Origin of the sequence: Pseudoglutamicibacter cumminsii (assembly GCF_003143995.1) — a bacterium.
Taxonomy (GTDB): domain Bacteria; phylum Actinomycetota; class Actinomycetes; order Actinomycetales; family Micrococcaceae; genus Pseudoglutamicibacter; species Pseudoglutamicibacter cumminsii_B.
The window spans coordinates 38227-60337 of record NZ_QFWG01000003.1 but is presented as its reverse complement, the minus strand read 5'-3'; the positions used below and the strand labels follow the sequence as shown (position 1 = coordinate 60337).

Genomic DNA, 22111 nt, shown 5'->3' with positions numbered 1-22111 from the left:
CCTGTTCGTGACCTTACTAAACCTTTAAGTACCGGCGCAAGGTTATGAGCGAGCTGAGACCCGCCAGAACAACACCCAACAGAACCAAGAGTGGCCCCAACCACAGCATGACCGACGCATCAATAAACGCGATCGTAGGGTTAGCCACTGCCAAACGGTCCTGAATCACAAACTGAACGACCGCCCACAACACACCTGAGGCCAGCAGACCACCGAAAGCCGCCGCGATCATGCCCTCAAGCACAAACGGCAACTGAATCAGTGTCTTCGAAGCACCCACGAGGCGCATAATGCCCGTCTCGCGGCGCCGTGTAAACGCCGAAAGTCGAATCGTCGTAGCGATCAACAGCACCGCAGTCACAATCATCACGATCGCAATCACAATAGCCACGATCGACGCGCCATTCATCAAAGAGAAAACGCGCTCCAGAATCTGCCGCTGATCCGCAACCGAATCCACGCCAGGCACCGTCGAGAACCGCTCGTTGATGACCTCATACTTCTCAGGATCAGTCAGCTTGATCCGGTACGAGCTTGGAAGCTGATCCGCCGTGACGTTCTCAGCCAGCGCCGTGCCGTCGTACTGCTCCTTGAAGTGCTTCAGCGCCTCTTCCTGAGACTCGAAATAAAACTCGTCAACGTACGGCTTCATGTCAGGCGACTTCAGCGCCGCCTCAATGCTCTCCCGCTGAGCATCCGTGACTGAAGCGACATTGCCGTCGCCATCCACGGCACAGTTACGGGAATCCGACGACGAGTTACACAGGTAAACAGCGACCTGCACCTTGTCGTACCAGTAGCCCTTCATCTTCGAAACCTGGGACTGCAACAGAACCGCAGAACCCACGAACGTCAAAGACACAAGGGTCACCAAGACGACCGAGACGATCATCGTCACGTTACGACGAAGACCAGAGAAAATCTCACCGAGAACGAATGACAACCTCACAGATCGTCCTCCTCAGAATCAAACGGTGCGAACGCCTGCGAAGCCTGGGCCGAGATCTTCGGCGCCTCATCGCCCTTAGCGTGGTAGACACCGCCGTGCTCGTCACGGATCACTTCGCCGTTGGACAGCTCGATCACACGGCGACGCATCTGGTTCACGATCTCGTCGTCGTGCGTAGCCATCACGATGGTCGTGCCGTTCTGGTTAATCTTGTCCAAAATATCCACGATGCCGCGGCTGGTTTCCGGGTCGAGGTTACCCGTCGGCTCGTCAGCCAAAAGGATCGCCGGACGGTTCACGACCGCACGCGCAATCGCAACGCGCTGCTGCTCACCACCAGAAAGCTCATGCGGCAGACGGTTCGCTTTGCCCTCGAGGCCCACCATCTTCAAAACTTCAGGCACCGTCTGACGGATCATGCCGCGCGAACGGCCAATCACCTGCATCGCGAACGCGACATTCTGGAACACCGTCTTATTCGGCAGCAGACGGAAGTCCTGGAACACCACACCAATATTGCGGCGCAACTTAGGGACCTTCCACTGCGGAAGACGATCAACATTGACACCGGCGACGTGAACAGATCCGCGAGTAGCGCGCTCTTCACGCATCACCAAACGAATAAACGTGGATTTACCGGAACCCGAAGCACCCACCAAAAACGCGAAATCACCGCGGTCGATCTCCAGATCGACATCACGCAACGCAGGATTGTCAGGTGCGTCGTAGACCTTAGTCACATGGTCAAAACGAATCATTAAAGGCTCGCAACCGGAACCGGCCGCCGGCGCGCGGCCCTCATGGTCCGGCGATAGGTCGGGGAAGCTCACGCCGAGCTTCAATCATAGATCGAAACCGTAACCATTTCGTGACCCTGCCGCGCGTGTTGAAGCTAGAGCCTAACCGGCCGTTGCTTGTCCGGTTCAGCGACACTCGCCTGCCGCATCGACATCTTGCTGAAATCCTGACGCGCATTCTCACGCACACACGTCGAAATAGCCTTCGCCGCAAGCTTCGGGGCAGTCGTCATGACACGAACCACCTGCTCACGTCCCTCGTACACAGGTTCTTCAACCGTGCCCAAGCCACGCCATGCAAGATGGCCACGCAACGCATCGGCAACCTGCTCGCCACGCGTCTTCTCACGTGCACCCGGTTCGGCGGCCTTCAGCGGAAAGCACACCAGAACATAGAACTGCTCATTCTCCGGGACCTCCCGGTAGCCGTCCTCCGCACACTGCTGTTCAAATGCGGCAAGCAGCCGCTCCCCTTCCTCAGGCTCCACATTGTCCTGAACGATCGGGGTATCCGACTGAAAACCAACCTCGCCAGCGTTCACCACAAACTGGCCGGTCGCTTCGTCCCACCACGCCTCACGGAACGTCTGCGGGCCAGACTCCGGAATGTTGTAAGCACGAATAATAGGCATGACTCTCTACTTTCCTTCAGCCTCGACCATGGCCCGCCCTTGCGCGAACCGTTCCTCAACACGCCCATCGAACGGAGCCAACTTCTGCCCCACCCGCCCAAGCAGCTCAGAAGCCTCACGCGACATCGCCGCAATCAACTCCTGCGGATACCCCATGCTCACCTGATGCTCGGCGAACTCATCTTCATCATCAAGATACACGCCAGTCGTGGAGCGGTCGATGACATCCAAATCCATATCAATGGAGTTCATCTCCCAGCCGCCGTCCCCAAGGCGACGCCACCCGATGCCAGTTGAAACATCGATATACAGCTTCAAGCCACGACGATGCCCGCCCGGGTAAAACGTCGCGACCCACTCGCCCACGCGCGGAACCAAAACTACCGCGTCCTCGCGCGCGAAAAACGCAACCCCTGGACGCGACACGAAGATGCCTTGAGGCTGATAAACCCACACCCCATCGGCATCCTGGCCCAAACACAGTCCGTAGGTGACCCAGTGCGGGGAACCATCGAATTTCCACGCCCGCGTCACGATCGGCTCGCCTACAACCACATCTTCAGGGTTGCGCGCTAGCCCTTCCGGGATCCCAGCCTTCACCCGTGGGCCTCAGCAGCTGCCGCAACGGTGTCTGCAGCATCGGCGCCATCTGTAGCACCGGCCTCGCGGGCACGCGGCACGCGCTCGCCCCGCATCGACTCCAGAACCTGGTTCACAACCGCGTCCACCGTGATTCCAGCATCCTCAAGGATCTCGGCACGGGTGCCATGAGCCAAGAACTCGTCGGGAACACCGACCTCGTTCAGGCCCGTATCGACACCCAGAGCACGCATCTCCTGCCGGTAACGCGAGCCCACACCACCAGCGCGGATGCCGTCTTCAAGCGTGACCACCAGCCGATGCTCAGCCGCCATGTCAGCGATGCTACGAGCAAACGGAAGAACCCACCGCGGATCAACCACGGTCGCGCCAACCCCGTGCGAGCGGAGCCGCTGCGCAACCTCAACCGCCATCGGAGCCAACGCGCCGATGCCAACCAACAGCACATCGCGCTGGCCGTCCGCTGGCTCAACCAAAACATCGACGCCGTCCTCGGTACGACGCACGGGCGTGAGCTCTTCAGCCACCGCGCCCTTAGCGAAACGCACCACGCTCGGCGCATCCGGCACCGCAACCGCTTCACGCAACTGCTCACGCAGACTCGACGCATCGCGCGGAGCGGCTAGCCGCAAGCCTGGAATCGACTGAACCAACGCCATGTCCCACACGCCGTGGTGGCTCGCACCGTCCGGGCCAGTCACGCCTGAACGGTCAAGCGTGATCGTCACGCCAGCCTTATGCAGGGCGACGTCCATCAACAGCTGGTCATAGGCCCGGTTCATGAATGTCGAATACAACGCAACCACAGGATGCGCACCACCGTACGCAAGCCCCGCGGCACTAGCGATCGCGTGCTGCTCGGCAATCCCCACATCGATCACACGATCAGGGAATTCCTGCTGCATCGCACCCAAACCAACCGGCTGAAGCATCGCCGCCGTGATCGCCACGATGTCATCACGCTCACGCGCTAACGCGAGCATCTCAGCGCCAAACACATCCGTGAAGCTCTGCGAATCCGATTTCTTAACCGGCAGGCCCGTCTCCGGATCAATCACACCCACCGTGTGGAACTGATCCGCCTCGTCCTCGCGCGCCGGAGCATAGCCGCGCCCCTTCTGAGTCAAAGCGTGAACCAAAACCGGACCGTTGAAAGCCTTCGCGGCCTTCAGCGCATCCTCAAGATCCTGGATCGAATGCCCATCTACCGGACCGATGTACTTCAGACCCAAATCGGCGAACATCGGCTGCGCAGCCCAGTAATCCTTGAAAGACTCCTTGATAGCGTGCAACGACTTATACGTGCCGCGCTGGAACGCGTTGCCGTGCTTGAGCTTCTCTTTCATGAAGCGCATCGTCTGCACGTATTTGCGCGACACACGTACCTGGTCGATCTTCTTTCGTACCTGGGACGTCACGCCGTCCATCGTCTTCGCGAGCCCACCCACGGTAGGCGCATACGAGCGGCCGTTGTCGTTGACCACGATGATCGCCTTGCGGTGTTCATCGCCCGCGATGTTGTTGAGGGCTTCCCACGCCATACCGCCGGTTAGCGCGCCGTCACCGATCACACCCACGGTCCAACGGTCATCTTCCCCCGCTAGTACGCGGGCACGGGAGATCCCATCGACCCACGACAATGAGCTCGATGCGTGCGAAGACTCCACGACATCGTGCTCAGATTCTTCACGCGAGGGGTAACCAGCCAAGCCACCCTTTTGACGCAACCGATCGAATTCCTGCCGCCCCGTCAGAATCTTGTGGACATAGCTCTGGTGCCCCGTGTCGAAGACGAGGGTGTCATGCGGCGAATCGAAGACCCGGTGCAACGCCATCGTCAGCTCGACAACACCAAGGTTCGGGCCCAGGTGCCCACCCGTCTTTGCGACATGCGTGATGAGGAACTGCCGAATCTGTTCCGCGACATCAATCAGCTCTTCCTGATCCAAAGCCCGCAGATCTTCAGGCGAGGTGATGCTGTTGAGGTGTGGCACCCGGCTCGTCCTCCACTTCTGTTGTCTGATGTAGCCGTCACAGTCGACTCTGCACAGCAGGCGGCGCGGCTGAGTGGCATCCGTACTAGTCTATCCCGCCGGTAGCGTGAAGGTGGCCGGCGTTTGAACGTGACAGTAAAACGGAGGATGGCCCCAACACTCGGTTGAGGCCATCCTCTGTTGTTTGCTGTACCCAGCGCGGCTACCAGCTGTGCTGTAGTGAGCTCACTTGCTTTTAGCTCGCTACAGCACCCGCCGGTTGCGCCGTCTCAGGTGACTTACTTGTTAGCGGCGATGTTGCGCAGAACGTACTGCAGGATACCGCCGTTACGGTAGTAGTCAGCTTCACCTGGGGTATCGATGCGCACCACTGCATCGAAGGTGGTTTCCTTGCCGTCTTCGCCGGTAGCGGTAACCTTCACGGTCTTTGGCGTCGAGCCGTTGTTGAGCTCGTTGATGCCCTCAATCTTGAAGGTCTCAGTGCCGGTCAAGCCCAGCGAGTCTGCGGACTCGCCTTCTGGGAATTGGAGCGGCAGAACGCCCATACCGATCAGGTTGGAACGGTGGATGCGCTCGTAGGAGACGGCGATGACTGCCTTGACGCCCAGCAGAGCGGTACCCTTTGCAGCCCAGTCACGGGACGAACCGGAGCCGTATTCGGCGCCTGCCAGAACAACGAGCGGGGTGCCCTGCTCCTTGTAGTTCATAGCTGCGTCGTAAACGGTGGACTGTGGGCCCTCAGCCTGGGTGAAGTCGCGGGTGAAGCCACCCTCGACGTTGTCCAGCAGCTGGTTGCGGAGGCGGATGTTCGCGAAGGTACCGCGAATCATGACCTCGTGGTTACCACGGCGGGAGCCGTAGGAGTTGAAGTCCTTACGCTCAACACCGTTCTCGAGCAGGTACTTACCTGCTGGGGTGTCGGACTTGAAGGAACCTGCTGGGGAGATGTGGTCGGTCGTGACCGAATCGCCCAGCTTGAGCAGAACGCGAGCGCCGTCGATGTCCTCGACTGGCTCTGGCTTCTCGCCCATGCCTTCGAAGTAAGGAGGCTTACGCACGTAGGTGGACTCTGCATCCCACTCGAAGGTGTTGCCTTCTGGGGTGTCGAGGGACTTCCAGCGCTCGTCGCCGTCGAAGACGGATGCGTAGTCGCTCTTGAACATCTCGGAGTCGATCGACTCGGAAATGACCTTCTCAACCTCGGTTGGGTTTGGCCAGATGTCCTTGAGGAAGACGTCGTTGCCGTCCTTGTCCTGACCCAGGGCTTCGTTCTCGAAGTCGAAGTCCATGGTGCCTGCCAGCGCGTAAGCGATCACGAGTGGAGGCGAAGCCAGGTAGTTCATCTTCACGTCAGGGTTGATGCGGCCTTCGAAGTTACGGTTACCGGAGAGAACCGAAACTGCGGTGAGGTCGTTGTCCTGAACTGCCTTGGAGATCTCTGGCTCGAGTGGGCCGGAGTTACCGATGCAGGTCGTGCAGCCGTAGCCGACCACGAAGAAGCCGAGCTTCTCGAGGTATGGGATGAGGCCGGACTTCTCGTAGTAGTTGGTGACAACCTTGGAGCCTGGAGCCACGGAGGTCTTGACCCATGGCTTGGAGGTCAGGCCCTTTTCAACCGCGTTGCGTGCCAGCAGTGCTGCCGCGAGCATCACGGATGGGTTGGAGGTGTTGGTGCAGGACGTGATCGATGCGATCGAAACGAAGCCGTGGTCGAGGGTGAACTCGCGGCCGTCTTCCATCTTGACGTCGACTGCAGCGGATGGGCGGCCCTTGCCTGCCTGGTCGCGGCCGTCGGAGTAGTTCTCGATGTCCTTGCGGAACTGGTCCTTCGCGCTGGTGAGCTCGATGCGGTCCTGTGGACGCTTCGGGCCAGCGATAGATGGGACAACGGTCGAGAGGTCGAGCTCGAGGTACTCGGAGTACTCGGCTTCGTTCTCTGGGTCGTGCCACAGGCCCTGTTCCTTGGCGTATGCCTCAACCAGGTCGATGTTCTCCTGTGGGCGGCCGGTCAGGCGCAGGTAGTCGAGGGTGACTTCGTCGATCGGGAACATTGCCGCGGTCGAACCGAACTCTGGCGACATGTTACCGATGGTTGCGCGGTTCGCGAGTGGCACAGCGGATACGCCCTTGCCGTAGAACTCAACGAACTTACCGACAACGCCGTGCTGACGCAGCATCTCGGTGATGGTCAGAACGACGTCGGTTGCGGTTGCGCCAGCTGGGATCTCGCCCGAGAGCTTGAAGCCAACAACGCGTGGGATGAGCATCGAAACTGGCTGTCCGAGCATCGCTGCCTCAGCCTCGATACCGCCAACGCCCCAACCGAGAACACCGAGGCCGTTGACCATGGTGGTGTGGGAGTCGGTACCGACACAGGTGTCTGGGTATGCGCGCAGAACGCCGTCGACTTCGCGGGTCATGACGGTGCGTGCCAAGTATTCGATGTTGACCTGGTGGACAATACCGGTGCCTGGAGGAACGACCTTGAAGTCGTCGAATGCGGTCTGGCCCCAGCGGAGGAACTGGTAGCGCTCGCCGTTGCGCTCGTACTCGATCTCCATGTTGCGCTCGAGTGCGGCTTCGGTACCGAACTTGTCGATCTGAACCGAGTGGTCAATAACCAGCTCAGCTGGTGCGAGAGGGTTGACTCGCTTGGCGTCGCCACCCAGGTCCTGGATGGCTTCACGCATGGTTGCCAGGTCGACGATGCAAGGAACACCGGTGAAGTCCTGCATGATGACGCGGGCTGGAGTGAACTGGATCTCGGTGTTTGGCTGTGCCTTTGGATCCCAGTTGCCAAGGGCTTCGATGTGCTCCTTGGTGATGTTGGCGCCGTCTTCGGTGCGCAGCAGGTTCTCGAGCAGCACCTTGAGGCTAAATGGAAGACGCTCGGAGCCCTTTACGGCGTCCAGGCGAAAAATTTCGTATTCGGTGCCCTTGACGTTGAGTACGTCCTTAGCGCCGAAGCTGTCCACGGTTGTCATGGATCTCCTCTCGCAAGTGATCTGTCCTGAGCAGTGACGCTGGTGTCGGCGCCGTTTGGCTCAGCGCAGTTATGTCTAATCCTACCGGGTACCTCGGACTGTTTGGCGTCTATGACACAAGCAGACCGGGTGGCGAATCCCACGTTTACGGCTTGTTTTATGGCTTTGGCGTGAAGAGCGCGATGGTTTCGATGTGGTGGGTGTGGGGGTAAAGATCGCGCCCGGTGAGTGATGTGAGCTGGTATCCGCTACGCACGAGTTGGCGGGCGTCGCGGGCGAACGCGGCAGGGTCGCATGCAACGTAGACGATGCGGTTCGGAGCGAGGCTCACGATGCGGTTGATGGCTACCTTCCCCGCTCCTGCACGTGGCGGGTCAAGCACGATGCCGTCGATGGCGGCGTGGCGTTGGTTTCGGTTTCTTACTCCGCGTGGCTTGTGGCCCAGTTGAGCGAGCGCACCCTCGACTCGGTCTTGCACGATGCGGGCTTGCGGCGCGTCTTTAAGGTTGCGTTTTGCGTCGCGGTGGGTTCCAGGCGCACCTTCAATCGAGACGACTTCACCGCTCTCCCCCACAGCGTCGGCGAGCGCAGCCGTGAACAGTCCGGCGCCTGCATAGAGGTCGAGCCAGCGTTGGCCGGGCTGGGCCTCGGCGTAGGTCATGACGTCGTGCATGAGGGTTTCCGGGGCTGAGCTGTGGATCTGCCAGAAGCCTTCGCCTGTAACCCGATAACTGTAGCCGTTGGCGGTTTGTGTAAGCCATGTTCGGCCGGTAACGCGTTCGACGCGGCCGAGGCCGTCGCTGGCCGCCCCGCTGATCTGGTTGAGGATCGCGATCGAGGCGGCTGGCGCATCGTTGGCCGGACCATCATTGTGGGTGAGGCCTGCGACATGTTGGCTGAGCCGTTTGATCGAGCCGCGTGCCGCACGCGTCGTTTCCCCCGTTTCGGTCACGGTCGGGACTGCAAGAATGAGCGGCGGCTCGTCAGTGTTGGAGACCGCGAGTTCGATCTTCTCGAGGCCTGTCAGATCAACCTCACCGAGCCGTAGCGCTTCAAGCCGGGGATGTTGCAGCGGCATGCGTGGGGTTGGGATGAGTGTGTGGCTACGGGCTTGGCGCATCGAGATCCGGCCCTGTTCATCGATCGCGTACGCCATGCGGGTTCGCCAGCCGAGCCCGCCGTCGGTGTCCGTGAGCGGCGGCAGGACGCCGCGGTAGTCGGTTTCGTTGACGTCGATGCCGCCGATGCGGGCTAGCTGTTCCGCTACGATGCGGGTCTTGAGTTCGCGCTGGTGGCTCAGCTCGATGTGCCCGAAGTCCGCTCCACCCGGCACTTCCTGACCATGTTTCAGCGGATCTGCGCTATCCCACACGTGCGGAACGCGATGCGCAGATGCTTCGTGGACTGCGATGACGTCGCCTCGCCACATCCGGGCATCCGGCGCGGGGTCATCCACGCGTACAGTGACCTGCTCCCCTGGGATGCCGTAACGGGCGAAAACCACGCGACCGTCCTCAGCCCGGCCCACAGATTCGCCGCCGTGGGCGATCCCGGTCAGCTGCAGCTCAAACTCCACGGGTGTCAGCACGTTGTCAGTTTGAGTCACGCTTACGAACCTTCCTGTGAAACACGACCACCCTGTGAACCACGACCCCCTGCCGCGTCGGCCCCACCCGCGTTCGAATCATCGATGTCTTGTTCCAAACCGATCTGCCACGGGACGGTAGCGATCACAATCCCCGGCTCAAGCCTCAGATGCGAATGCAATCTCGCAACCACCTGGTTGTGAACGAGCCGCTCCCAAGCGTGCTCAACAACGTATTCCGGAACGAACACCGCGACGATCTCGCGAGGCTTCTCGGCCCTGATCCGTCGGATGTGGTCCACGAGCGGACCCGCGACGTCGCGGTATGGCGAAGCCAGAACTGTCAACGGAACGGGAAGCTCAGCTTTGTCCCAGCTGTTCAAGAATCTGGCTGTGCGTTCGGGTTCCGTATCCACCAGAACACACTCGAGCCGTGCTGGCCGCATCCCCCGCGCATACGCGATCGCGCGACGCACGGGCCGATTGGTATTCGACGCCAGAACCAACGCATGAACGCGGCTCGGCAAAACATCGTCCGCACAGGCAAGCTCCCCAGGCTTATGTTGCGGAGCCTTCAGCCGTCGGTCAACACGCTGATAGTGCCTGCGTATCGAAAGCATCCAGGCAGCACCCAGAGCAATCAAGAGGAAAGCTATGAAAGCGCCATAGGCCAGGCGCGTCGCAACAATGCTGATCAGCACCAGGAAAGAAAGTCCCGACGTAAAACCGGCCAACAGCAAGTGCCGAACATCGCGACGACGGGTAGCGCGCACCGCGTGGCGGCGATGCTTATTCGCACGCCGAGCAAGCCCCAACTGGCCGAGCCCAAACGCCATGAAAATACCCACGACGTAGAGCTGAATCAGATCCGTAACCCGCGAACCAAACGCGACTACCAGAATGCCCGCAAAACCACCGAGCAACAGAATGCCGTTCGAAAACACCAAGCGCTCGCCGCGGGTACGCATCTGGCGTGGCAGCAGGTCATCTTGAGCAAGTTGATATGCAAGACGCGGGAAAGACGCGAACGCGGACACGCCCGCTCCAAGCAGGATCATGAACGTCACGATCGCCACGACGATCGCCGGCCAGTGAGCGCCGATGATGGACTGCGAAAGCAAAACTGTAACCGGGGTTGGCCACGTGCCCGGCTCGACAGCTCGCTGCGCATCCGTTCCTGAACCAGTCAGTCCGCTCGCCGCGGGCGCGAGACCCGAGATGTGGGCAAGAACCAGGATCCCCACCATTCCGAGCGCCGAAACCACACCGATGAACAACAGCGTTCGGCCAGCGGTCTTGGCACGAGGCGACCGGATCGAGGACGCGTTCGTAACCGGCGTCTCAAGACCAGTCACAGCGGCCGAGCCCGTGGAAAACGCACGCAAAACCAAGATCACGGCAGCCCACCCTTCAGCGGGTGCCGGTACGCGGGCTGGCCCGTTAGCCGCCGACGCGCCCTCGAACGGCTCCAGTTGGCCTGAAACCATGACCATGACGCCGCCTGCCACCAAGATCAGCAACAGCATCGCAAGAAACAGGTACACGCTCACGATGCGGACCCGGACCGAACGTGCCCACCCACGCAGGCTCAGGAGCGTCAAAAGGGCAACTCCACCCAACGCGATCCACGGCTGAACCGGTTCAAGCGACGGGAACGCGATCACAACATAGCTCGCCGCGACCGCCATCGAAACCGCAACAGTCAACGTCAAGTCCAACAGCAACGCAGCACCCACCGCGGCACCGGCGCGCACCCCAAGCTCAGTGCGTGCAATCTGGTAATCGCCCTGCCCCGGAGCCCGGCGAACCGTCATCCGATACGCCGCAACCAGAATCAGCGTGAGCAGCGCAACCGCGATGCCCACCCACGGAGCGAACACGAGCGCCGCGACACCGCCAGCAGCCAATGTGAAAAGAATCTCATCCGGCGCATACGCCAAAGACGAGATCGCATTAGTGGAAAGCGCAGGCACAGCATCCTTCGGGGCAAGGCGAGTCTCCGGGCTTTTACCCGTCGCAACCGCCCGCCCAACAAAGGCGCGTTTCACCGCATCAAAAAACGTCACCCATCCAGAGTAGCCCCGAACGTGGCACACTGAGATGAGTCAAGAAACGAGGCACTCAAACCATGGCTCACTTTGTCATCATGGGTTGCGGGCGCGTTGGCGCCCTCCTAGCCCAAACGCTTGAAGACGGCGGCCATTCCGTGGCTGTCATCGATAAGAACCCCAACGCATTCCGCCGGCTCCCTGTCGGCTTCAACGGCCAGCGCGTCACCGGCGTCGGATTTGACCTGGAAGTCCTCAAAGAAGCGCGGGTCTCAGAGGCCTATGCGTTCGCCGCGGTATCTTCAGGCGATAACTCGAACATGCTCGCAACCCGCGTTGCACGCGAAGAGTTCAACGTCCCCCACGTAGTGGCTCGCATCTATGACCCAGGCCGCGCCGAAGTGTTCCAACGCCTCGGCATCCCCACAGTCGCGAGCGTGCGGTGGAGCGCAGACCAAGTCTTGCGCCGCATCCTCCCCTCCCACACGCTCTACGGCGACTACCGCGACTCAACCGGCACCATCATGCTGCGCGAACTCAACGTCGCCTCGGCTTGGCGTGGCCAGCCGCTCACCCGCATCGAAGAGCTCGCCAGCGTGCGCATCGCGTACATCACCCGCTTCGGGGAAAGCATCATCCCGAACGCCGGGATGCTGTTCCAAGAAACCGACACGCTGCACGCGACGATGCGCGTCGATGCCGTGGCTGACGTCGACCGGATCTTGTCGGAAACCCCGCAGCGGGCTGAGAAACTTGCCGAAGAACTCACTGAAGACGTCACGGACGAGGTAGAGGAATGAGAGTCATCATCGCCGGTGGAGGGTCGGTTGGTCAGTCGATCGCGTCGGAACTTTTGGGCCGTCAGCATCAGGTGTGCATCATCGACGAAGATCCTGACAACCGCGAAGCCGTCACTTCAGGCGCGCTCGATGGGGTCGAATGGCTCATCGGGGACGCGTGCGAACTTTCGACGTTGCGCCGCGCCCGGCCAGAAACCGCCGATGTGGTGGTTTCCGCTACCGGCGACGATAAGGCGAACCTCGTGGTGTCGTTGCTCGCGAAGTCTGAGTTCGGCGTGCTGCGAACCGTGGGCCGCGTGAATAATCCGCGCAACGAGTGGATGTTTACTCAGGCGTGGGGCGTGGACGTTGCGGTTTCGACGCCGCGTTTGCTCACGGCTCTGGTCGAGGAAGCCGTTGAAGAGGGCGACCTCGTACGGCTCATGTCTTTGCGTTCGGATTCCGCGGATATCGTCGCGTTCACCGTGCCCGCGGATTCGCCGATGGTGGGCTTGCGTTTCGCTGAGGTTCCGTGGCCTTTGCGTACGGTTCCGGTGGCGTTGCTACGCGATGACGCCCCGATGGCGCCAACTGCTGACGACACTCTCGAAGCCGCCGATGAGGTCATCTTCCTCGCCGCACCTGCCGCAGAAGACGAGCTGCGGACTTTGTTGCGGGAAGGCTGGGACCAGGCCGAGTCCCCTGCTTAGGGGCCTCCTGTTTAGGGTTCCTCCGTCTGGTCCGCCACGCCCTGAGCTTGCTGCGCAACGCTCTGCTCCTGCTGCGCGACGTTGGTGCGTGGCCGGGTAATGAGCCACGCCAAAACGAGCACACCCACGTAGAGCGGGACGCCCATCACGAGCCGGGCGGCGCCGAGTGCGTTGACCTGGTCCGTGAAGTACAGCGGGACCTGAACCGCGAGACGGAAAATAAACAGGCCGAGGACCAGAAGGTTAGCTACTTGGTACACCCGCATGCGGCTACGGCTCGCACGCCAGCGGGTCTCCTCACCATGGAGGAAACCAAACACGACGCCGACCAGCGGCCAACGCACGAGAGCCGAAATACCAAGCACCACAGCGGAGACGATGTTGGTGATGAACCCTGGGACGTAATAGTCGCGTGCGTTGCCGCCCGCTTTAGCGAAAACCGCGCACAGCGCAATACCCAACAAACCCGTTACCGCGGGCGTGACTTGGGAGCGCGTCACAACACGGGCCACGATGAACACGAGCCCAGCCGCAAGTGAGGCGATCAACGCGGTGTCCAGCTGTTGCGTAAACGCGAAGATCATCATGAACAGGAAACCCGGAACCGTGGATTCCGCTAAACCGCGGATGCCGCCGATCGAGGCTAACGGGTCGATGTTCCCGTCGTCTTTACGCTTGATCGAACTACCTAATGATCCCGCAACGGCTGCCGCGGCCTGCTTCCGTTCGGTAGCTTCCGCCGCAGAGTCTGAGGACTCAGAGGTAGCGGACATCGGTTCAGGTTTCTCTGGGTTAGTGCTGGACATGCCTAGGATTCCTTATCTGACCGGTCCGGAGCCGCTTCGATGACCTCATACCTCGGGTTGAAGATCACGTCTCGTCCCTCGCGCCGGCTCACTGGCCCAGAAAACCGCAGGGTCGCGCCCGGGTGTATTCCAGCTACACGGTGCTGACCGAGCCAAATCAGGACAACGAGCTCACCGGCTTTAGACGACTCCAGACGCTGCCCTGGGCTCGGCCGGTCCGGAACGACAACCGCCTCAAAGCTCGCAGAATGGCCGGGCGCAGGGCGTGTGGTTGCCGTGATCCATCCAGTCAATTGGATGTGCTGACCAGTGACCCGCTGCGGCCATTCGGCACCAGCTTGGCGTTGGCTTGTTGGCACTCTTTAGCCGACCTGGGTGATTTCAGGGCCACGACGAGGGTCGTGGTTATCTTTATTAGCTTCCGCATCGTGCTGCGCCTGTGCAGACTCAGCCGCCGTCTCCGACCCTTCCGGGACACGCAACGGCAAAAGCTCCGTTGGCGACATCGGCTCCGAGCCACGATCCACAATGACACCCGCAACGAACGCTTCGAGTTCCTGTGCGGCTTCGTCATTGATCGCTGCCGGGCCACCAAAGACCGCGCGCAGGAACCAGCGCGGGCCGTCGATACCTACGAAGCGAGCCACCATGTGGCCCTGCTCGCCGTTCGGTCCAGTGGCCTGAACGCGCGCCAAAAGCTCCGGACCAAAACGGCCATCACGACGGTCGGTGCGGCCGCCCTGCTGCGTGATCGCATCGTCGATCTCTGACGAGATGCCATCCCACAGGCTTCCAGATTTCGATGCGGCGAAAGCCTGCAACTGGACGCGCGACTCCCCGTGCTCAACGGCCGCCGAAACCACGGCGCCGGAGCTTTCCTCGACCTCGAGGTTGAGGCTCATGCCCTGGATCGCAGGGATCTTCAACGAGCCGAGGTCAATATAGGACTCAGTCGGGGTGCGCTCTGAAATGTCGAACGGCCCCCCGGGGCGTTCAGGTTTGCCCTCAGGAACCTCCGGAGTCGACTCAGCGACAGCTTCCTGTTCCGCTGCGGCTTCAGCCTCCTGTTTCCTACGCTTGCGGCGCGAGAACAGACCCATCGAAATACACGTCCTTCCACATCACTGACCGTTACGTGGCCAGCGACCTATCGTCGATCACATCGATCTCTACACCGAGTCTAATGCCGTAGGCCACACAAACCAGAACCTTGCGACTCTAGCCCGGAACATTAGCCGCGCAAGCCGCCTGTGCTTCCGTGACCTCCAACGCCGCGCTCCGATTCGCCCAGCTCATCCGCCTCAACGAAACGGGCGTGGCTCACCTGCTGGATGACCAACTGGCCAATCCGATCCCTCGGGTTCACGGTCACGGCGTTCGCTGGGTCAAGGTTGATGAGGTTCACTTTGATCTCACCGCGATAGCCCGCATCGATCGTTCCTGGCGCATTCACAATGCTCACACCATGCTTATGAGCCAACCCGGAGCGCGGGTGAACAAAGCATGCATAGCCTTCTGGAAGTTCGATCGCGATCCCCGTAGACACAAGCCTGCGCTCACCTGGCTGCAACGTGACCGTCTCCGACGCGGCAACATCAGCCCCCGCATCGTCATGATGTGCATACGTTGGCACCACGGCTGAAGGGTCCAGACGCTTTATTTTCACAACAGGGCGATCAACACCGGCCCCACGTGCACCTTCAGAGCTGACCTGATTCTGCTCCACGAAAACTCCCACAACACTCGGTGACATCGTCAAATCAGTCACATTCTAGACGGCGCGCGCCAGCCAGCGACCCCGACCCACCCCAACGGTGCCGCTCGATAGAATGACAGCATGTCCCAGTCTGTTCCTTCCGAACCACACGACCCTGCCGCGAACGCAACCGCAGCCGAGACTGCATCGGCAAGCACCGCATCGGCCGTAGCAGGCAAACCGATCTTCGAAGAAAAGCTTCCCTACCCATGGTGGATGTGGATCGTAGCCGCCGCGTTCTCTGTAGCGATCGGCTTGACGCTGTCGCCCACCAACATGGCGCTACTCGCCCTCATCGCGGTGATCATCTTCGTTATCGCGGCTGTACTCATGATCAGCACAACCCCTAAAACGGTCGTTACCGATGACGTTCTGCGCGTGGGGCGCGCCGCAATCGAACGCCGTTACCTCGGTGAAGTCACCGGCTACCGCGGCTACAAGGCTCGCTATCAGCGCGGCCCAGGGCTCAACGGACTGGCATACATGAGCTTCCGCGGATGGGTTGACCCGGTCGTCAAGGTCATCATCACGGACGAACGCGACCAAACCCCCTACTGGCTGTTTTCCACCAAGCGCCCCGAGGAACTCGTAGCAGCGCTGGGCGGTTCGATGGCCGGCGACGACGCACCAGAAATCTAGGCGGTACCAGAGATCTAGGTGTGATGTCCAGGGACGTTGTTCTGGCCCCCGCCCGTAATGACACCGTGCCGATTCAAGAAGTATCTGTCCAGACCGCTCGCCATTGAAGGCATGTTAGAGTTTGGGGCATGTCGAGTCCCGAATCAGACAGGTCAGGGGTTGTCGGTCACACCGCCAGCCCCTTGAACCACTAGTTACGACGCCCACGATCTGTGTGGGCGTATGTCTGGCGTACCCGGGGCGCTGGCCGTGGTGACAAGAAGAACCATTTCTTGATCTCACACCTCGGAGTACTCGATGCCTTTTGCCCTCTACATGCTTGCCCTGGCGGTCTTCGTCATGGGCACTTCAGAATTCATGCTCGCGGGATTGCTCCCCGCGATCGCGACCGAACTTGACGTCTCGGTCGGCACTGCGGGCCTGCTGACCTCCGCATTCGCAGTCGGTATGGTCGTCGGCGCGCCAGTGATGGCGGCATTCGCTCGCCGTTGGCCACCGCGGCTCACATTGATCGTTTGCCTTCTCGTGTTCGCGGGAAGCCACGTCATCGGAGCGATGACACCAGTGTTCTCTCTCCTGCTCATCACCCGGGTGCTCAGCGCTCTCGCAAACGCAGGATTCCTCGCCGTAGCACTGAGCACGGCCACTACCCTCGTGCCAGCGAACCAGAAGGGGCGTGCACTGTCGATCCTGCTCTCCGGCACGACGATCGCAACCGTCGTGGGCGTCCCCGCCGGGGCACTGCTCGGCACAGCGCTGGGCTGGCGAACGACGTTCTGGGCGATCGCCATCCTCTGTATTCCCGCGGCCGTTGGAGTCATTCGTGGCGTCACGAACAATGTTGGTCGGAGCGAGACTAGCGCGACCTCACCAAGGCTCCGTGTCGAGCTCAGCCAGTTGGCGACGCCGCGGCTCATCCTGGCCATGGTACTCGGAGCGCTGATCAACGGAGGGACCTTTGCGGCATTCACCTTCCTGGCACCCATCGTGACCGAGACCGCGGGCTTGGCCGAAGCGTGGGTGTCCGTCGCGCTGGTGATGTTCGGCATCGGATCGTTCCTTGGCGTCACGATCGCAGGACGACTATCAGATCAACGACCTGGCCTCGTGCTCGCAGTCGGCGGACCGCTATTGCTGACAGGCTGGATCGTGTTGGCAGTGGTCGCATCTCATCCCGTCGCGCTTATCGTCCTCGTCCTCGTTCAGGGATTCCTGTCGTTCGGCGTCGGCAGTACTCTGATCACGCGTGTGCTGTATGCAGCATCGGGTGCGCCAACGATGGGCGGTTCGTACGCAACCGCAGCATTGAATATCGGAGCTGCAGCGGGGCCCGTGCTTGGTGCGCTCGGGCTCGCGACCGGGCTGGGGCTGCTCGCGCCGGTTTGGGTCGCTTCGGTGCTGACAGCGATCGCTCTCGTCATCATGCTTCTCACCAGACGCGCGCTTACGAAGACCGCGGCGGAGGCCAATTGATGACCCATCCGAACGCTCTTCTCACTCCTCGTGCCCGTCTCCGGTTAGCCCGGCTGATTGTCGAAGACGGCTATCCGGCCACGATCGCCGCAAAGATGTTCATGGTCTCCCCGATCACTGCCCGGAAATGGGCAGGCCGCTACCGGGAAGAGGGTGAGTTTGGGATGCAGGATCGCTCCAGCAAGCCGCACCGGATCCCAGGCAGGACGCCCGAGCATGTCAAGAAGAAGATCATCAACCTGCGCTGGCGGCTTCGACTGGGGCCAGCCCAGATCGCTGCGCGACTTGGTCTCTCGACGTCGACTGTTCACGCGGTCCTCGTCCGTTGCCGCGTGAACCGCCTCTCGCATATCGATCGTGTCACTGGCGAGCCATTGCGGCGATATGAGCATCCTCATCCGGGATCGTTGATTCATGTCGATGTCACGAAGTTCGGCAACATCCCCGACGGCGGTGGACATCGTTACGTAGGTCGGCAGCAAGGCGCACGGAACAAGCTCGCGACTCCGGGATTACCACGAGGAAAAGATCACAAGCCGCGCACCGGGACGGCGTTCGTTCACACAGTCATCGACGACCACTCCCGCGTCGCATACGCAGAAATCTGGTCGGATGAGCAGGCGAGCACAGCGGTGGGAGTTCTCGAACGCGCCGTGGCCTGGTTCGCCGAACGAGGCGTGACCGTCGAGCGAGTCCTATCCGACAACGGGTCGGCATACAGATCCCACGCATGGAGGGACTTCTGCGCTCGGCTCGGCATCCGACACAAGCGGACACGCCCCTACCGGCCGCAGACGAACGGGAAGATCGAGCGATTCCACCGCACGCTCGGGGACGGCTGGGCCTATGCCAGGTTTTACGGTTCAGAGGCCGAACGACGCCTGGCGCTGCCCGGCTGGCTCCACTTCTACAACCACCACCGACACCACTCTGCGATTGGCGGCGTACCCTTCGACCGACTCAACAACGTCCCTGGACATCACATCTAGGCGGCGGAAACTGAGCCGGTTCCGGCATTGCCCTTAACCGCGCGCCTCTTAAACCGCGTGTGGGGAGCAGCTCACAATTGTGAACTGCTCCCCACACACGTTAAAGCTTGAACGTTTAGCCCGCGCAATCCTTGCAATACAGCAGGCCGTCTTCTTCCTCGGCAATCTGGGAACGGTGGCGCACCAAGAAGCACGAGCTACACGTGAACTCGTCCGACTGAGCCGGGAGAACCGTCACGTTGAGCTCTTCCTCGGACAGGTCAGCACCCGGAAGCTCAAAACCTTCCGCCGCTTCGGTCTCGTCCTCGTCAACTACCGCCGACTGGCTGTCGTTACGGCGACCCTTGAGTTCCTCAATGGAATCTTCGCGGTTGCCTTCCTCGTTCTTGCGAGGTGCATCGTAATCAGTGGCCACTTCTCACCTTAATTCTCGGACGGGTCTCTGACAGCGACATATGAGCCGATATACAGAGGATCTGTGCATCTCCTACTTCGCACGTATCTAACACCATCAGACCCCTTCTTGGCAACACCTGCTATCGGGGCGTTGTCAAACACGATGCGATAGCACCATACAAAGCGGCGCGCCGCAACGCAATATGGCGGCATTGTAGCTGAGACATGAAAGACTAGGCCGAGACAAGGCTCACCCTAAATATGAGCGACTGAGGTAAAACTCGGTTCGAACAATCCGTTCATGATCGGCTCGACGGGCACCGACCGGGAGGAAACATGCGTAACCTTCGCGTGATTCGCGTTGATGAAACGAGCGCGACTCTGTATCTCAGCGACTCCGACGGACGCGAGTACAGCCTCCCCATTGACGACGAACTCCTCAAAGCTGTCACTGAGCTCACCTCACCTGACGCTGACAAGACCAACGCCTCCGATAGCACTGGCGAGACTGGCCGCGGAGACGACCAGCCTCAGGCCGGGCCGCAAGCAAGCGAGGACCCCGCAACCGCCGCATCGCGCACTGCACCTCAAGGCCGGCCACTTAAGCCGAGCGAAATCCAGGCGCGCATCCGTGAAGGCGCAACAGCTCAGCAGCTCGTGGAAGAAACCGGGACCGACCTCAAGCTCATTCAAAGCTACGAGGGCCCCATCCTTGCTGAACGCCACTACCGTGCGCAGCAAGCCCAAAACATCGAGGTCTCCGCGCCACAAAACAACGAGGGCTACCGCGCCGCTTTCGGCGATAACCCAGCCAATCTCGGCGACATGGTGCGCGCCCGCTTGCGCGCCAACGGTGTAGACCTCGAAACCCTGCGCTGGGATTCGTGGAAGGTCAACGCCGGCGCGTGGACCGTCATCGCAGACTTCGAACTCCCCGAAGGTGCCGTCACGGTTGGTGGCGAACCACCAGCGGAATGGACGTTCCACCCAACCCGCCGCCACCTCGAAAACCGCAACCGTTGGGCCCAGGTGCTCTCCGAATGGGAGCCGTGGGACTTCTCCGCTCCACCGCGGCGCCTTGTGCCGGTCGCTGACGAACCTGACCAGCCGTTCAACGTTGAAGACGGCGGCGAAAACGGCAACACCGCACCTGCAGATTCCGCGCCTGCAAACGAACCGGGCCATGATGATTCGGACCACGAACTGCTCGATGTTCTGACCCGCCGCCGCGGAACCCGCGTAGGTGAAGACGCCGAAGGTGACGATGCGCTCGCCCACCTCATCGCGCAAAGCCACCAGGATCGCGAACGCTCAGGTGCGAACACGGAAGCCCCAGACCGTACCGACGGCCAGCACCTCCCGGACGTCCAGAACGTCTCGTTCCCACCGCTGCGCCGCGTCCCAGACCCAGTCCCGGCCAGCTCCCACACCGGAAACGACGCAGACGACCGCAAGGGCCGCGACAACGCCTCCCAGCCACTCTGGGGTGACTCGCATAACTCTGACCGAGAAACCGAATCCGGCTCCAACCACGGCCGCCATGCTGGTTCTGAGCACGAGAACGACGGTGAATCGAACCATAAGAAGCGCCGCTCCAAGATGCCGTCCTGGGACGAAATCGTGTTCGGCCGCGGCGCCCGCCACCCCGACGAGGACTAAGCCGGCGGCTTGTTAGGGTTGGGCACTAGGCCTGTGCGAGCACGGCGAACGGGATCCGCCTCTCGGCCTCGGTGAGCGAGCCGTGCTGTCCGATCATCTCGAAAGCGTGAGGAGAAACCCGGCGACCGTCATACAACGCAATCGGGCCGTGCGCGGCGATCACGACATCGCCCGCACGCTCGAGCACGCCGTCGCGGAACGACGCACCAAACCAACCGAGCTCCACGTACTCCTCCCGCGTGAGAATCCACGCGTCCGCCCCGAAGCGTTCTTTCCATGCCGCAACCACCGCATCGCGCTGTGACTGTGGCACATCCGCGGCAAAGTGCAACTGAACCGCGCGCGGCTCCCCCGCCGTGAGCTCGACGCCGTCAATCAGCTCGGGGAACTGCGAATAATCAATGCGCCCCTCACGCGGGATATCAACCATCCCGTGGTCAGCGGTCAAAACCACCGCAGTGTCCGGCGGAAGCTTAGCGATGAGCCGGCCCATCGCGGCGTCGAGCTCCTCGAGCTCATGCAGCCACTGCTTCGACGCGACACCGTGCGCGTGCCCGGCTTTATCCAGGTCATCCCAGTACAGGTACACAAACACATCTTTGTGTTTGAGCTCGGTGAGCGTTGCACCCACGCGGGCGTGCGGCGTCGTGACGCCAACGAACTCTCCACCACGCAAACTCGAACGGGTCAGCGCGGAATCCTCGAACTTATCCCGCGACACCGTGACCACCCGCCGCACCGCCTCCATGCGTTCAAAGCACGTCGGGTTCGGTTGCCACTCACGCGGTTCAAGATCGCTCGGCCAGCTGCCGAGCTGGTTCACCATGCGGCGGCCGCCAGCAGGGTCCGGTGCCACCGCGTCATAGCCCACGATGCCGTGCTCAGCTGGCGCAAGACCCGTACCCATCGCTGTCAGGGCTGCCGCTGTGGTTGTCGGGAACACCGTGGAGAGGACCTGAGAGTTTTGGCCTTTCATCGCCTGGCGGATCACCGGAGCGTGCCCGCCATAGCGATCGATCAGCTCGGACCCCAGGCCATCCACCATGACCATGACTGCACGCCGGGCTGGCCCAATCCCCGGAATGAGCTCAGCCGCATCGATCCCCGTGCCCGGCCCCGAACACACAGGCGCGACGCCGTGCCACTCGGCGAGCGCCGCATCGAGCGTTGGCACCACCATGTTCAGCGTGCCCTGGCCGTAATCCGGAGCCGTCGGCAACTTAGCGCCAGCCGCGCGGTCACCAAGCTCTGGTGCGGCTGCGCTTTGGGCATCTGCACGGAAACCAAACTGAGGCATCGAAAACTCAGACACAGC

Annotated in this window: 21 protein-coding genes; 7 read left to right on the top strand and 14 right to left on the bottom strand. The window is 61.3% G+C overall.

Features of this window, described 5'->3' with window-relative positions:
* Nucleotides 1–16: 16 nt before the first annotated feature.
* The 8 genes from ftsX to CAY35_RS03535 all read right to left on the bottom strand — a co-directional run bounded on the left by ftsX (nt 17) and on the right by CAY35_RS03535 (nt 11607).
* Nucleotides 17–949 (bottom strand): permease-like cell division protein FtsX, encoded by a 933-nt coding sequence (gene ftsX / locus CAY35_RS03570; RefSeq protein ID WP_109303351.1) that lies wholly within the window; start codon nt 947–949, stop codon nt 17–19.
* Complete coding sequence (gene ftsE / locus CAY35_RS03565; protein WP_109303430.1) at nt 946–1707, bottom strand: cell division ATP-binding protein FtsE; 762 nt, start codon at nt 1705–1707, stop codon at nt 946–948. Before ftsE ends, ftsX begins: the two co-directional genes overlap by 4 nt.
* 134 nt (nt 1708–1841) lie before the next feature.
* The gene (locus CAY35_RS03560) at nt 1842–2378 is read right to left on the bottom strand and encodes a hypothetical protein (protein WP_109303350.1); all 537 of its coding nucleotides are present in this window, start codon (nt 2376–2378) and stop codon (nt 1842–1844) included.
* 6 nt (nt 2379–2384) lie between these two features.
* Nucleotides 2385–2978 carry a YgaC family protein gene (locus CAY35_RS03555; protein ID WP_258265611.1) on the bottom strand — a complete coding sequence of 198 codons (594 nt, stop codon included), beginning with the start codon at nt 2976–2978 and terminating at the stop codon, nt 2385–2387.
* Nucleotides 2975–4972 (bottom strand): 1-deoxy-D-xylulose-5-phosphate synthase, encoded by a 1998-nt coding sequence (dxs, locus tag CAY35_RS03550; RefSeq protein ID WP_109303349.1) that lies wholly within the window; start codon nt 4970–4972, stop codon nt 2975–2977. Before dxs ends, CAY35_RS03555 begins: the two co-directional genes overlap by 4 nt.
* A 278-nt stretch (nt 4973–5250) precedes the next feature.
* The gene (gene acnA / locus CAY35_RS03545; RefSeq protein WP_109303348.1) at nt 5251–7956 is read right to left on the bottom strand and encodes an aconitate hydratase AcnA; all 2706 of its coding nucleotides are present in this window, start codon (nt 7954–7956) and stop codon (nt 5251–5253) included.
* A 157-nt stretch (nt 7957–8113) separates the two neighbouring features.
* Nucleotides 8114–9562 (bottom strand): class I SAM-dependent RNA methyltransferase, encoded by a 1449-nt coding sequence (locus CAY35_RS03540; protein WP_109303347.1) that lies wholly within the window; start codon nt 9560–9562, stop codon nt 8114–8116.
* Between the two features lie 2 nt (nt 9563–9564).
* Entirely contained in the window at nt 9565–11607 is a 2043-nt protein-coding gene (locus CAY35_RS03535; protein ID WP_181377473.1) for an APC family permease, read from the bottom strand.
* A gap of 62 nt (nt 11608–11669) precedes the next feature.
* Between CAY35_RS03535 and CAY35_RS03530 the strand changes: the two genes are divergently transcribed.
* Nucleotides 11670–12389, top strand: a complete 720-nt coding sequence (locus tag CAY35_RS03530) for a potassium channel family protein (protein ID WP_109303345.1) — start codon at nt 11670–11672, stop codon at nt 12387–12389.
* Nucleotides 12386–13078, top strand: a complete 693-nt coding sequence (locus tag CAY35_RS03525; RefSeq protein ID WP_109303344.1) for a potassium channel family protein — start codon at nt 12386–12388, stop codon at nt 13076–13078. The genes CAY35_RS03530 and CAY35_RS03525 overlap by 4 nt, the downstream gene beginning before the upstream one ends.
* Before the next feature lie 11 nt (nt 13079–13089).
* On the opposite strand, the gene CAY35_RS03520 is transcribed toward CAY35_RS03525, so the two are convergent.
* From CAY35_RS03520 to dut, 4 genes are all read right to left on the bottom strand, one after another.
* The gene (locus CAY35_RS03520; protein ID WP_258265610.1) at nt 13090–13884 is read right to left on the bottom strand and encodes a DUF3159 domain-containing protein; all 795 of its coding nucleotides are present in this window, start codon (nt 13882–13884) and stop codon (nt 13090–13092) included.
* Between the two features lie 2 nt (nt 13885–13886).
* Nucleotides 13887–14243: a hypothetical protein gene (locus CAY35_RS03515; RefSeq protein WP_109303343.1), complete on the bottom strand. Its 357-nt coding sequence runs from the start codon at nt 14241–14243 to the stop codon at nt 13887–13889.
* A 3-nt stretch (nt 14244–14246) separates the two neighbouring features.
* Nucleotides 14247–14984: a DUF3710 domain-containing protein gene (locus tag CAY35_RS03510; protein WP_109303342.1), complete on the bottom strand. Its 738-nt coding sequence runs from the start codon at nt 14982–14984 to the stop codon at nt 14247–14249.
* A 131-nt stretch (nt 14985–15115) separates the two neighbouring features.
* Nucleotides 15116–15610, bottom strand: a complete 495-nt coding sequence (gene dut, locus CAY35_RS03505) for a dUTP diphosphatase (protein ID WP_258265609.1) — start codon at nt 15608–15610, stop codon at nt 15116–15118.
* 111 nt (nt 15611–15721) lie between these two features.
* Here dut and CAY35_RS03500 point away from each other — a divergent pair, with 111 nt between their 5' ends.
* The 4 genes from CAY35_RS03500 (at nt 15722) to CAY35_RS03480 (ending at nt 18741) form a co-directional block, all read left to right on the top strand.
* A complete protein-coding gene (locus tag CAY35_RS03500) occupies nt 15722–16279 on the top strand; it encodes a DUF3093 domain-containing protein (RefSeq protein WP_109303340.1) in 558 nt (185 codons plus the stop codon).
* A gap of 222 nt (nt 16280–16501) precedes the next feature.
* The gene (locus tag CAY35_RS10000) at nt 16502–16555 is read left to right on the top strand and encodes a chloramphenicol resistance leader peptide (protein ID WP_011113070.1); all 54 of its coding nucleotides are present in this window, start codon (nt 16502–16504) and stop codon (nt 16553–16555) included.
* Nucleotides 16556–16576: 21 nt separating this feature from the next.
* The gene (gene cmx, locus CAY35_RS03485) at nt 16577–17752 is read left to right on the top strand and encodes a chloramphenicol efflux MFS transporter Cmx (protein WP_047217927.1); all 1176 of its coding nucleotides are present in this window, start codon (nt 16577–16579) and stop codon (nt 17750–17752) included.
* Nucleotides 17752–18741, top strand: a complete 990-nt coding sequence (locus tag CAY35_RS03480; protein WP_011273866.1) for an IS481-like element IS5564 family transposase — start codon at nt 17752–17754, stop codon at nt 18739–18741. Before cmx ends, CAY35_RS03480 begins: the two co-directional genes overlap by 1 nt.
* A gap of 115 nt (nt 18742–18856) precedes the next feature.
* Here CAY35_RS03480 and CAY35_RS03475 read toward each other — a convergent pair whose 3' ends face one another.
* Complete coding sequence (locus CAY35_RS03475) at nt 18857–19156, bottom strand: DUF4193 domain-containing protein (protein WP_109303339.1); 300 nt, start codon at nt 19154–19156, stop codon at nt 18857–18859.
* A gap of 317 nt (nt 19157–19473) precedes the next feature.
* Here CAY35_RS03475 and sepH point away from each other — a divergent pair, with 317 nt between their 5' ends.
* Nucleotides 19474–20796 (top strand): septation protein SepH, encoded by a 1323-nt coding sequence (gene sepH, locus CAY35_RS03470; protein ID WP_109303338.1) that lies wholly within the window; start codon nt 19474–19476, stop codon nt 20794–20796.
* Between the two features lie 25 nt (nt 20797–20821).
* Here sepH and CAY35_RS03465 read toward each other — a convergent pair whose 3' ends face one another.
* Entirely contained in the window at nt 20822–22108 is a 1287-nt protein-coding gene (locus CAY35_RS03465; RefSeq protein WP_258265608.1) for an alkaline phosphatase family protein, read from the bottom strand.
* Nucleotides 22109–22111: the final 3 nt, after the last annotated feature.

What these genes read in the sequence shown, in the direction of transcription:
- CAY35_RS03530 (WP_109303345.1), top strand. Translation starts at nt 11,670, where the DNA reads ATGGCTCACTTTGTCATCATGGGTTGCGGGCGCGTTGGCGCCCTCCTA.
- CAY35_RS03560 (WP_109303350.1), bottom strand. Translation starts at nt 2,378, where the DNA reads ATGCCTATTATTCGTGCTTACAACATTCCGGAGTCTGGCCCGCAGACG.
- ftsE (WP_109303430.1), bottom strand. Translation starts at nt 1,707, where the DNA reads ATGATTCGTTTTGACCATGTGACTAAGGTCTACGACGCACCTGACAAT.
- cmx (WP_047217927.1), top strand. Translation starts at nt 16,577, where the DNA reads ATGCCTTTTGCCCTCTACATGCTTGCCCTGGCGGTCTTCGTCATGGGC.
- acnA (WP_109303348.1), bottom strand. Translation starts at nt 7,956, where the DNA reads ATGACAACCGTGGACAGCTTCGGCGCTAAGGACGTACTCAACGTCAAG.
- CAY35_RS03500 (WP_109303340.1), top strand. Translation starts at nt 15,722, where the DNA reads ATGTCCCAGTCTGTTCCTTCCGAACCACACGACCCTGCCGCGAACGCA.
- CAY35_RS03480 (WP_011273866.1), top strand. Translation starts at nt 17,752, where the DNA reads ATGACCCATCCGAACGCTCTTCTCACTCCTCGTGCCCGTCTCCGGTTA.
- CAY35_RS03520 (WP_258265610.1), bottom strand. Translation starts at nt 13,884, where the DNA reads ATGTCCAGCACTAACCCAGAGAAACCTGAACCGATGTCCGCTACCTCT.
- sepH (WP_109303338.1), top strand. Translation starts at nt 19,474, where the DNA reads ATGCGTAACCTTCGCGTGATTCGCGTTGATGAAACGAGCGCGACTCTG.
- CAY35_RS03510 (WP_109303342.1), bottom strand. Translation starts at nt 14,984, where the DNA reads ATGGGTCTGTTCTCGCGCCGCAAGCGTAGGAAACAGGAGGCTGAAGCC.
- CAY35_RS03525 (WP_109303344.1), top strand. Translation starts at nt 12,386, where the DNA reads ATGAGAGTCATCATCGCCGGTGGAGGGTCGGTTGGTCAGTCGATCGCG.